8 protein-coding genes are annotated in these 11,882 nt (G+C 44.9%); 2 read left to right on the forward strand and 6 right to left on the reverse strand.

Annotation, left to right across the window (positions count from 1 at the left end; genetic code table 11):
* Position 1 precedes the first annotated feature (1 nt).
* On the forward strand, positions 2–1,186 hold the full coding sequence (gene choV / locus C1S73_RS22035; protein WP_038868038.1) for a choline ABC transporter ATP-binding protein: 1,185 nt from the start codon (positions 2–4) through the stop codon (positions 1,184–1,186).
* A 161-nt stretch (positions 1,187–1,347) separates the two neighbouring features.
* Here the strand turns inward: choV and C1S73_RS22040 are convergent, their stop codons facing one another.
* Positions 1,348–2,004: an NAD(P)H-dependent oxidoreductase gene (locus tag C1S73_RS22040; RefSeq protein ID WP_038868036.1), complete on the reverse strand. Its 657-nt coding sequence runs from the start codon at positions 2,002–2,004 to the stop codon at positions 1,348–1,350.
* A gap of 288 nt (positions 2,005–2,292) precedes the next feature.
* On the opposite strand from C1S73_RS22040, the gene C1S73_RS22045 reads away from it, so the two are divergent.
* A complete protein-coding gene (locus tag C1S73_RS22045; protein WP_038868033.1) occupies positions 2,293–2,697 on the forward strand; it encodes a globin family protein in 405 nt (134 codons plus the stop codon).
* 88 nt (positions 2,698–2,785) lie between these two features.
* On the opposite strand, the gene C1S73_RS22050 is transcribed toward C1S73_RS22045, so the two are convergent.
* The 5 genes from C1S73_RS22050 to C1S73_RS22070 all read right to left on the reverse strand — a co-directional run bounded on the left by C1S73_RS22050 (position 2,786) and on the right by C1S73_RS22070 (position 11,833).
* Positions 2,786–3,577 carry a slipin family protein gene (locus tag C1S73_RS22050; RefSeq protein ID WP_038868031.1) on the reverse strand — a complete coding sequence of 264 codons (792 nt, stop codon included), beginning with the start codon at positions 3,575–3,577 and terminating at the stop codon, positions 2,786–2,788.
* Between the two features lie 9 nt (positions 3,578–3,586).
* Positions 3,587–4,954 (reverse strand): NfeD family protein, encoded by a 1,368-nt coding sequence (locus tag C1S73_RS22055; protein WP_038868028.1) that lies wholly within the window; start codon positions 4,952–4,954, stop codon positions 3,587–3,589.
* 399 nt (positions 4,955–5,353) lie between these two features.
* A complete protein-coding gene (locus tag C1S73_RS22060) occupies positions 5,354–7,021 on the reverse strand; it encodes a response regulator (protein ID WP_038868026.1) in 1,668 nt (555 codons plus the stop codon).
* A gap of 67 nt (positions 7,022–7,088) precedes the next feature.
* A complete protein-coding gene (locus C1S73_RS22065; protein WP_038868024.1) occupies positions 7,089–8,231 on the reverse strand; it encodes an EAL domain-containing response regulator in 1,143 nt (380 codons plus the stop codon).
* Positions 8,228–11,833 carry an ATP-binding protein gene (locus tag C1S73_RS22070; protein WP_038868117.1) on the reverse strand — a complete coding sequence of 1,202 codons (3,606 nt, stop codon included), beginning with the start codon at positions 11,831–11,833 and terminating at the stop codon, positions 8,228–8,230. The genes C1S73_RS22065 and C1S73_RS22070 overlap by 4 nt, the downstream gene beginning before the upstream one ends.
* Between the last annotated feature and the right edge of the window lie 49 nt (positions 11,834–11,882).

Here is an 11,882-nt window from a genome sequence, read left to right on the forward strand (position 1 = left end):
CATGGATGCAATTACGATTGAAAACCTCGACGTTGTGTTTGGTCAGCAGCAAGATCAAGCATTGGCGCTATTAGATCAAGGCAAGTCTCGCCAAGAGATCATTGATGAAAGCGGACAAGTGGTTGGTGTTGATAAGGTCTCAATGAGCGTCAAACAAGGTGAGATCTGTGTATTGATGGGGCTTTCCGGCTCGGGTAAATCAAGTTTGCTTCGTGCCGTTAATGGCTTGAATGAGATCTCTCGTGGTTCACTAAAAATCAAAGATGGCGACGACATGGTAGAGCTTGCCAATTGTGACGAACAAACTCTACGTAACTTGCGTACTCACCGCGTTTCTATGGTGTTCCAAAAGTTTGCGCTTATGCCGTGGTTAACGGTATTGGATAACGTGGCGTTTGGTCTTGAGATGCAGGGCATTGGCAAAGCGGAACGTCGTAAAAAAGCGCGTGAACAATTAGAAATGGTTGGGCTAAGCGAGTGGGAGAGTAAGTTTCCTCATGAGCTTTCTGGTGGTATGCAGCAGCGCGTTGGTTTAGCTCGCGCCTTTGCTATGGATACTGACATCTTGTTAATGGATGAACCGTTTTCTGCGCTCGATCCTTTGATTCGCGCTCAGCTTCAAGATGAATTGATTCAACTGCAAGAGAAGCTCAACAAGACGATTTTGTTTGTGAGCCACGACCTAGACGAAGCGCTGAAAATCGGCAACAACATCGCCATTATGGAATCGGGCAAACTGATTCAACACGGCAAGCCTGAGCAAATCATCCTTGCGCCGGAAAACGACTATGTAGCAGATTTTGTGGCTCACACTAATCCGCTTAACGTATTGAAAGGTCGTTCACTGATGCAAGCCAGCACTGAGCTTAAGCAGCAGAATGACCGCGTATTGGTGTGTGCAGATAAGCAGATTTGGGTCGGGCAAGAACCGAAAGGCGTCACGTTAGTGGATTCCGATAAGTCGTTGGTGAATTGGGAAAGCGATTCAACCACACTCGACGACATCGGCGAAAGCACGGTCGTTCAAGCTAACCCAGACATCAGCATGCGTGAGGCGATTGAACTAAAGCAACGCAGCAATCAACCTATCTTGTTAGTAGAAGAGAACAAGCTAGTGGGCGTACTGAGTGACAATGAGTTGTACGATGCGCTGCTTGGTAATTTTAAGTCCAAGCAAGTGGCTTAGCTGTTTCTTATCTCAAACGTTTGTTGATTCCCCTCAGCAAAACAAAAAAAGAGCCGTACTCTTAGACTAAGACACTAAGAAGTACGGCTCTTTCAATTTGAACAATGATTTAGATAGCTAGGCTCTAGGCTAGGAACCAAGGAGCTAGGAGACGATACTCATTAAAGAGTAGTAATTACGTCATCCATGTGTAGACGTGCTTTTGGTAGACCGTGGTTGTAGTCTTCGCCGTCTTTGTGGTAGCCGATTGCCAGTGCAACTTCACATACGTGACCATCTAGTTCTGCTTTGAACTCTTCGCCGATCAGTGTTGGGTCGACACCTTCCATTGGAGTAGAGTCGATACCTAGACGCGCTAGTGTGTGCAGTAGGTTACCAAGCGCGATGTAAACTTGCGCTTTCGTCCAGCCGCCGTTGTAGCCGTTTTCATCTGTGTTTGCTTCAGCAAATGCGTAAGCACCCATGAACATGTCGTACATGTCTGCTGGTAGGTGACCAGAAGTTATTTCAGCATCAACACGCTTCGCAAATTTATCTTTAGTGAATTTTGGATCGTACGCTAGCAGAATAGTGTGGGATGCTGCTTTCGCGTGCGGTTGGTTGAACTGGTGCATGTTAGCAAACGTGTCGTGGAAACGCTGTTTCGCTTCGTCGCTCTCAATTACGATGAATTTCCAAGGCTGAGAGTTGATAGAAGACGCAGATAGGCGGATTGCTTCTTTGATGATTGCCATATCTTCTTGAGAGATGCGTTTCTCTTCGTCGTATTTTTTAGCTGTGTAACGGTTGTTTAGGTCTGTAATGATTTGATGAGACACGTTTATATCCTCTTAATATTATTAGACAAATGAGGATGCGCTTAGCATCGACAACCATGCGTACCTCGAAAGTGAGTCCATAATATCGACTTTTATCGAATTGATAATACGTGTTTCGTTTAAATCACTTTCTATTTTTTATTGAAAATCGAATTTGAACGGCTATCAGGCAGGTTAGCATTCTCCGCACGCCGACGTTCAGAAACCACAAAACTATTCCAACGAGCTTGGTAGGGTTATTAAATTGCATTCATAATGAAAATAGATAAGTTGGTTGGAGGCTAGGGTATGAACGTAATCGAGGTTTTTAACGACAGCTACGAACGCTGCGTTACCCATGAGGACTTCTTTGATTTGTTCTATGAGAACTTTTGGTCGAAAGGTGAAAACTTCAGACAAAAGTTCGATGGCGTGGACATGAAGAAGCAAATCCGGATGCTTAAAGGGTCTATTGTGTTTGTGATGATGGCAGATACTTCAACAGACGCTCGTGACATGATGCGTAAATACGGCAATAAGCATGGACACAACAATATTGGCGTCGCCCCTGAAGATATCGATGTCTGGTTTGAAAGCCTGTTAGAAACCGTCGCTCAATGTGATCCTGACTTTGATGAAAGGGTCGAGTACGCGTGGCGTCACTGCTTTGAAACAGGATTGGCAATTATGAAGAAAGAGTGCACCGATGCGTAAGTTCAATCAATGTTGATTTCATAGAGGGAGTAGAACACAGCTACTCCCTTTTTCCTTTTTCTACTTGCCTCTATAGCGGCTACTAGGCTTACTCTTTCCCTTCTTCCGACTCTCCTTGATTCTTCTTCACTGCTTTGGCGATATCGGAGACCGCTTCGACGAGATTAATCGGCATCGGGAAGATAATGGTCGATGTCTTGTCTGTGGTGATTTCAGTGAGCGTCTGCATGTATCGAAGCTGCAACGCGTTAGGTGCTTTATTTAACATCTCGGCGGCTTCTCTGAGTTTGTTGGAGGCTTCCAACTCACCAGTTGCGTGGATGATCTTCGCTCGGCGGTTACGTTCTGCTTCGGCTTGGCGGGCGAGGGCGCGCACCATGCTGTCGTTCAGATCAACGTGTTTCACCTCAACCGTTGCTATCTTGATACCCCAATCGTCAGTTTGCTGGTCGAGGATGGATTGCAGATCTTTGTTGAGGCGCTCACGTTCAGAAAGCAACTCATCCAGCTCATGTTGACCTAGCACCGAGCGCAGCGTTGTCTGAGCAAGTTGGCTGGTGGCATCGCTGTAGCTTTCAATGTTGTTAATTGCCATTTGTGGGTCGACAACTCGGAAGTAAACCACGGCGTTGACTCTGACCGATACGTTGTCACGGGTGATTAAATCTTGGGTTGGGACATCCAAAACGATGGTACGTAAGTCGACACGAACCATTTGTTGGATGAAAGGAATTAAGATGATCAAACCCGGTCCTTTCACTTCTTGGAAGCGACCAAGAAAGAACACCACGCCGCGCTCGTACTCACGCAGCACCTTGAACATTTGCGTTGCCAGTGCAACCAATAAAACAATGATAACGGCAACAGTGTAGAGCATCATAAGCGCCTCCTATTCCTTAGGGCGGTCACTGGGTTTCACGGTTAGGGTCAACCCTTTTATAGTTACCACGGTGACGTGGTCTCCTTGTTTGAGCTGTGCGTCAGCTTTGGCTTGCCACAAAGCACCATCCAGTTGGACAAGCCCAGTTCCATCAACAAAATCATCGCTCACAACAGCGAGTTTGCCCGGGTAGGTTTCTAGCCCAGTGGTGGCTTTTTTACTGCGAATTTTAAGAAGCAAGCCAACGGTAATCACAATTAATCCTGCAGAGAAAACAGCGATACCGAAGATCAGCGGTAGCGCGATTTGGAAGCCGGGGATGTCGCTGTCCATTAGGAAGATTGAGCCGAGAACAAACGCAACGACACCACCTAAGCCGAGTATGCCAAAGCTCGGGTTAAAGGCTTCAGCAATCATCAGAGCAATACCGAGTAGCAGTAACCCTAAACCAACGTAATTTACTGGCATCATTTGCAATGCGTACATGGCTAGCAATAGGCAAATCCCACCGAGCACGCCGGGCAAGCCGATGCCGGGGTTGTAAAACTCTAGAAGCAAGCCATAAATACCAATGAGCATTAGGATATAAGCCACGTTGGGGTTGGTGATCACCGCCAACATTTCCGCACGCCAGTCGGGGACGCGCTCCACCCAAGTTGGGTTATCTAACGTCAGCTTATACGGCTTGCCGTTCACTTTGACATCTGTGCCATTGATGGTGGTAACCAAGTCTTCGGGCGAGTTAGCAATGTAATCAATGACGTTTAACTCTAGCGCTTCTGAAGCGTCTATGTTTGCAGCTTCGCTGACGGCTTTCTCTGCCCACTCTGCGTTTCTGCCATGCAAGCGAGCCAAACCTTTGATATATGCTCTGGCGTCATTGATGACTTTCTTTTCCATTGCGGTTTTAGCAGGCACTTCATCAGAGTTTTTTCCTGATGATTTATCATTCGATTCGTCACTGTCTTTGTCGTCGGCACTCGAAGGTTGCTGTGGTGCACCGCCCAAAGAGACTGGCGTAGCTGAGCCTAAATTGGTGGCTTCTGCCATCGCGGCGACATGACTGGCCAGCAGAATGTAGGTGCCAGCGCTGGCTGCCCGAGAGCCTGATGGACCAACCCAAGTTGCAATGGGTACGGAAGAGGTGGTGATGGCGTGAATGATGTCCCTCATTGAACTATCAAGCCCGCCCGGTGTGTCCATTTTTAGGATGACGAGGTCAACGCCGTTTTGTTGAGCTTCTTCAATCTCTCGCGACAGATAATCGCTCAGGGCAGGACCAATCGCACCTTTTACAGGCAATACCCAAACGGTGTTCGCTAGCGCTTGGCTGGCAAACAAGAGTAGGGGAAGAAGCCACAATCGTATCTGTTTCATACAGCCCTCCTTGTGTTACCACTGGGACTTATTGAAAACACTATTTAAAGTATAGATACGAGTAGACAAGAGAATAGATTTATCCGTCGTCTCCAAATGTATAAGCAAATTTACAAGGGTGAGGCTTAGCAGTGATACACACTTTCTCACGTAATCTGGGTTTTCATGCGTTGTGGTTCGTAAGAAAACCAGTAAACTGCGAGGAATCAACGACACTCAGACAAGAAGGTAAGTAGGAAGTTATGATGTTAATTGCGATTCGATTGGTGAAGCTTGCCGTTATCTGTGCAGTGTTCTTCACTATCTACGATTTGATTGCGTTCGGTGAGGTGACTTGGATTAACCGTTTCTTCAACCTGTAATCCGAAATGAAAGGGGCGTCGCGCCCCTTTTTGCTGTCTAATTTATCAGTTCTGGCTGTGAAGGTGGTGTGTTCACCACGGACATCTGCTGACATCGATCTTGAGCTAGGAAAAGAAACTTGTCGTAACCGCTTCTTTCTAGTTCTTCGCTAGAGACAAGTTGTTTAACGATGTTATCGCACTTCTTGATTAGGATTTCGACTTGCAGTGCGTTCTTATTGGTTGGCCATGCACGAGTCAGCACCTTGATGATGTTGATACACACAGTACGCAGTAAAGGGCAGTGTGCTTGTAATTCAATCAAGGCATCAATGAGAGATTGATAATCTTGTTCTGCCGCGCGGATCTTTTTGTATTGTTCCTGCATCCACGCCTGTCGCTCAACATTGTCCGCTTCCAATGAGCGACCAAGCGTAATTTTACTCGACAAAATGGTATCACTAGAATCGGTTTGTAAGTTCTCAAAACACCATGTGATTGCATGAGTAAACTCGGATTCAAAGTTCATTTCATGTAATAGCCACGCGAGATGAAACTGTGCGTAAAAATGCGCGAATGGTTTGCGGTGATATAAATCACTGAGCACTTTAAACGCTGCTACATATTGGTTCTCTTCAATCGCGATATGTGCCGCAATCAAATCCAATTCATTTTTTAATGCTTTATTTTTCGGCCCAGACATGACGGATTTGAATAAGTTCTTTGCTTGAGCCAATAAGTCTTCTCTTCCCTCGAGTTTGCGTGCGCAATAAAGAAGGATTCGAATCAGGTTTAACTTTGCGTAGGTATTGTTTCTGTAGGTATCTTTGTTGATTTCCATGTATACATGGTAATGCATTAGAGCAGAATGATAGTCATGCTCAGCTAAGCATAAATTCACGATGACAAGTTCGCGTTCCGAGTTCCCCTCAACCAAACTGCTTGCAAGCTCCAAATGTTTGATCGCAGTTGGCACCTCACGGTTAAGCATTGTGTAGTTTGCTGCACATTCGCGGACTTCAACGTTGTTCGGAGACTCCTCTAACAAGGCGAGTACTATTCTTTTTGCCTCGTCTGCTTCACCCAGCGCAACCATGGTATTTGCCAAGCCAATCTTTGCCCAATTCACGTCTTTACGCTCAATCACTCGTTCGTAAACGTGTTTGGCTTCTTGGTGTAGTTTGAGGCGTGTTAGAAAGTCAGCACGAAACTTCTCAATAATGAAGAAATATTCGGGATTAAATGGTGTTAACTCATCGCAGGCCTCTAACCCTGAGTGAGCATCGTTTTTGAGTTCAGCCTCATAGAGTGCGCGCAAAGTGACTTTACGCTTTATTGCGGCTGAAATACGTTCTCTAAGCGTTATGGAATTAAAAGGTTTGAGCAGGTATTCGTCGGGTTTAAGCTCAATGATGGCACGCACGATAGTGGCAGAGCTCTCACCAGTAACAAGGATAAACACCGTGTCATGGTTGAGCAATTTGAGGTGTTTTAGCTCTTCGAAAAGCTGCTTGCCATTCATACCCCGACCGAAGTTGTAATCACAAATAATGAGATCGATGTGCTCTTTGTGCGCAATCGAAATTGCCCCTCTTGCTAAGCGTGCTGTAAAGATACGTTTATCCGAAAAGCCAAGTTTAGTCAGCATGTTACGAAGAGTAAGGACGACAATAGGCGCATCGTCAACGATCAGGATATTGTATTCAGAGAAAGATTTACTGCTCATTTCTTTATGTAATCGTCTAATGGTTTAAACAAAGCTGCTGGTTCGTCAGTAGCAATGAACAAAGGCGTTATACAAGCTTCTTTAAGGCTTCAAGTGGTATCGCTTTAGAAGCGACAAATCCCTGATACAAGTCCACTCCTAATTGATTCAAGTAGTGCAAGGTATCTTCGTCTTCGACCCCTTCTGCAACCGATTTTAAGCCCAATGACTTCGCCAGTTGAAGGCTTGAAATGGTCAATTGTTGGCTCTTGAAATTGGACAAAGAATTGCTGATAAATTGTCGATCAATTTTGAGCTCGGTGTACGGCAAGACCGCCAACTGACTTAATGATGAATAACCCGTCCCAAAATCATCAATAGCTAAACCAACGCCACGTAAACGTAAATTAGCGAGGTTGGCCAACGAGATCACACCTGAGTCGTAAACTTCATCTTCCGTCAGTTCCAAGGTGATGCGTTCAGGGGCAACGCCATAGTCAGTACATAAAGCAAAAAAGCGTTCACTCATAGGCTCCCTGAGTGATTTCTGGTTCATGTTGACCGATAAATGAATCGCTTTACCCAAATGTGCGATATCACGTAGTGCTTCTTGAAGCACGAGCCAAAATAGACGATCGAGTTCGTTGCGTTGGTTTATTTGATCCAAAAATGCAACAGGGGCAAGCAAGCCATGCACCGGATGATGGCAGCGAACCAAGGCTTCTACACCAACAAGCGTGTTGTCGTCTGTGGTGTATTGAGGTTGGTAATAGTTTTCAAACCAACCGTTATTAAAAGCCTGCTCAATCTCTTCATTATTGAGTTGAATCTGAGGTCGCTTTACTTCCGATTGCTGCATCTGTTTTTGAAATGCAGTTACAATCTCGTGTAACTGTTCAAAAGAGATGGGTTTGGTCATGGCACGCACAAATACGTAATTGGCGGATAAACACATGTTGTAAGTGATCTCGACAATGTCTTTGCTCATCGCACTTAATATCACCACACCCTTTGGTTTGATTTCCTCAGACAATGTTGAGAGTAAGTTGATACCATTTAAGTCGGGCAGGTCAATATCGCAAATCATTAGGTCAATGTTTCCGCCAGCACACACTTCTGACACTTTTGAACCGCTATGGACTAGGCTCACTTGTCCGTCAACTAAGCGGTTTGCCAAAATCTTTAAATTTGTTGCTTGTAAAATGTCGTCTTCAACAATCAACACGTTCATTTATTGCTCTCACAAAGCGTTAGCCATTGTTTAGTGATGGCTACAATCGAATTCATTTCTTGCAGAAGGGCATGTTTCGCCTGTACCTCCTGCGGTGTGCCAATTAACGTTTCACACTGTTTGGCCAAGTTTTGTAGCGGGTTGAGATTTAATGCTGCCGCCGAGCCTTTAATACGATGCGCTACTGATTTTAAGCTTTCTTTGCCTGATTCAATCAGCTCGATGTCGCTAGATAGTGCATCACAAACCACTTGAGCCATTTCGATACTCTCTTCTTGGTTATAAGCACTTAGCCACGCGCTTCTTGCTTCTTCTGTGATTTCCAATGCCAAATATTGTTCACACAAGTCACGTAGGTCATCCAAGCTATAAGGTTTGAATAATACTTCTTCTATACCAAACTCTCTTGCTCGTTCCACGACATTCCTTGAGTTTTCCGCGGTACAAGCGATGACAGGGATATGTTTCAGCGAGTTGTTTTGTTTGAGTGTTTGAGTTAACTGATAGCCGTCCATTTCTGGCATATGGCAATCAGTGATGATCAAACTGACTGGCGTTTGTTGTGTATCATCGTGAATGGCACAAAGCTGTCGTAACGCTTCTGTACCGCTTTTCGCTACATCACAGGCAATCCCAAGTCGTTCAAACTGTCTTTTGAAAAGTAATCGGTTGATCACATCATCATCAACGACAAAAACTCGTCCCTTCCAGTCTTGTCCTGGCCGCTCTTCAAGGGCGTCGTAAACCATCGAACTCGTGTCCAGCTTTTGGTGAATCAAGTCGGGGTAGATGCTGCTGTAGTTTGAATCAGCTTTGATCTCGTGATGTCGCATTTCAAATTCATCCAAGGTGACTTGCCAACACTCTAGCCATTTCTGAATGTACGCATTTTCAGTGTAAACAGGGCCAAGTCCGGTTAATTCAAGTGCCTCGCTTTTCAGTGGTAGTTGGATATATACCGTTGTTCCAATTTCGGGTTGGCTCTCTACTTCGATATGTCCGGCCATTATCTTGACTAAGCTGTATACGATAGACATACCAAGCCCTGTTCCACCGAAGCGACGACTGACACTTTTGTCTCCTTGAACAAAAGGTTGGAAAAGAGAAGCCAACTGACTGTCATTCATTCCGCAGCCACTGTCGGAAACCGACAACTTCAACGCGTCTTGTTCAATATTTAAACTGACCGTGATGTGGCCCTGTTCAGTGAATTTGACTGCATTGCTTAGCAAGTTGTTCATAATTTGATTGACGCGCAACCAATCAAGCTCAACAAAAGCATACGGGCTTGGCGTCCATTTCACATGGAATGCTAGGTCTTTTTGTTCTACGACTTTTTCAAAGCTGCGCAACATTGGCCCAAGTTCTTGGTAACTGTTTCCGACTTGAATGTCTAACTGCAACTGGTCTGCATCGATTTTTGAAAAGTCCAAAATATCGTTCACATGCAACTTTAAACGCTCAGCCGATAGCATGGCGTTCCTAAGCAATTCTTTGCTTTCTCGTCGTTTTAACTCGGGTTCTAGGAGCTCCATTAAGCCCAACATTGCTGCAATTGGCGTTCTTAGCTCATGGCTTACGACGGCGAGGAAATGATCTCGTGCTTCAATCGCTTGCATTGCTTTGATGTTTGATTCTTTAAGCGCGCACTGTTTTTGTTTTAACTCAGTAATATCGTCAAATACCGTCATTTGATATTGCACCCCATCATACGGATGAATTAGGTGTTGGCGACGAACCCTGAAGTGCTGTTTCCCCAATTGAAAAACAGGCGTGCCTGACGCATCTGACAATGGGTATTCCTTGTCTTTTAACTGCTTCAAAAAGTAAGCGCGTTCAGGCTCCGCAATGCTGATGTCTGAATTACAACGATTAAGCATATTAAGGAACGGCTTATTCGCCAGTACCTGTTTATGGTCGTCGTCAGAAATCAAAATCATATTTGGGATATGGTCCAGAACCGAAGACAGCCATTGGTTTTGACGTTGTCGGATTTGGGTCTCATATTCCTTGCGGCGAATCTTTCGCGTGAGTTCGCCAGTTCTGACGATGTAAATGATCGCGGCAAGCAGCAAAACACATGTGCCAACCAGCGCCCAAATCGCTACGATTTCTTTGTCAAAACCGTAATTCACTGTCACCTTGTTATGGCGATCTTTCAATTGCTCCAACTCTGCGTCTGTGGTGATCTTTAAGACGGTATTTAAGACTCGACGCAGAAATTCTGAGTCTTTTCGTAACTCCATGCCTAGTTTTATCTTTAGTTGAATATCGATGGGCGGCGTTGCAGCTTTGAACTTGACCCCTTGTCCTTCATAAAAATGATTGTCGATTAAGTTTTGATTGACGAAGGCGTGCGAAACCTCACCATTTTCGAAGGCTTCCATTAGGTAATCGAAATCACGATACACAGATGAATACTCATAAGAGGAGTAATCTAAAAAGTGCGGATAAAAATTACCTGAGCGGTCCAAAATCGCAACAGCATCACGTGCGTACGAATTGAGTGACTCAATATAGCCGTATTGTAGAAAGCCCAAGGATCTTGTTGTGATAAAGCGCTTCTTGTCGGTTAACGCAATATTACGAGCAGGGAGTAAATCGACGATACGTTCCTCCAACATCAAATCCACATCACGACCGTTAGGTGGAACATACTCAAATTTAATCATGCTCTTTTGCTCCATTAACTTTAGCAAATCATGAACATAGCCTTTAATTTGACCTGTTTCCGGATCTAGATAAGAAAGGGGATAGACATTATCTTGGATCGTGTAACGAACCGTCTGATGACCTTGCTGCTGTTCTAGAATATCGAGCATTAATTCGTTGTGTAGAATATTGATATTGGCTTCGATATGAACCCGGCTGTGTTTAGACTCTTTGGAGTGTGAAATATACTTGGAAACGATCGACATCAACTGTTTAGACTGTTTCGCCGTAAAGATCGTAACTTGTCCGGGCGCCAAAGCGCTATCGTAAACCACTTTTCCGATCAGTTCGCCTTTAGGGTTTTTAAATCCATAAGAGTTTAAGGTCGATAAACCAACCACTGCAGCATCGGCTGCGCCAGTATTCAAAGATGTAGTCATCATCATGGTATTACGAACCGTATGAACGTGTTCGAATCCCAAAGCTTCGATTTGGTCGCAAGCGCTGGAGTCTTTTACACATACCCACTTTAATTCGTGTAGAGGTTTACTCTCTAGTTCGATGTCTCTGAGCCAAACCAAGCGAAGGGTTTGGAAAATCGGGGCAGAATACAAAAAGCGCTCGGCACGTTTTTTAGTTGCGACAAAGCCAACAGTGAGATCGATATCTCCTGCTTCTAGCGCATCGAACAAAGCATTAAGGGTTCGGTAGGGAACGTACTCGGCTTCCACATTCAGATCATGCGTCATGGTTTCTGCATATTCGATGTTGATGCCTTCTTTTGAATCAAGATCGCCCCAATAAGGCAGCCAATCGCCTTCTAAAACGCCGACTTTTATTCGTTGTTGAGTTTCGAGAAACTTCCTGTCTTCCAGAGTAAGGAAATCACTGCCTAATGCACTGAACGATAGGGTAAAAAGTAACATTGCAATCGATGCGATTTTTTTCACTATTTTTGTGTGTCCGATCACGAAATTCAAGCCGAAAGGGGAACGGATA

This window comes from Vibrio jasicida 090810c (assembly GCF_002887615.1).
GTDB lineage: Bacteria > Pseudomonadota > Gammaproteobacteria > Enterobacterales > Vibrionaceae > Vibrio > Vibrio jasicida.

Coding starts and splice junctions, on each gene's coding strand:
- C1S73_RS22060 (WP_038868026.1), bottom strand. CDS start 7,021: ATGAGCAGTAAATCTTTCTCTGAATACAATATCCTGATCGTTGACGAT.
- C1S73_RS22050 (WP_038868031.1), bottom strand. CDS start 3,577: ATGATGCTCTACACTGTTGCCGTTATCATTGTTTTATTGGTTGCACTG.
- C1S73_RS22055 (WP_038868028.1), bottom strand. CDS start 4,954: ATGAAACAGATACGATTGTGGCTTCTTCCCCTACTCTTGTTTGCCAGC.
- C1S73_RS22045 (WP_038868033.1), top strand. CDS start 2,293: ATGAACGTAATCGAGGTTTTTAACGACAGCTACGAACGCTGCGTTACC.
- choV (WP_038868038.1), top strand. CDS start 2: ATGGATGCAATTACGATTGAAAACCTCGACGTTGTGTTTGGTCAGCAG.
- C1S73_RS22065 (WP_038868024.1), bottom strand. CDS start 8,231: ATGAACGTGTTGATTGTTGAAGACGACATTTTACAAGCAACAAATTTA.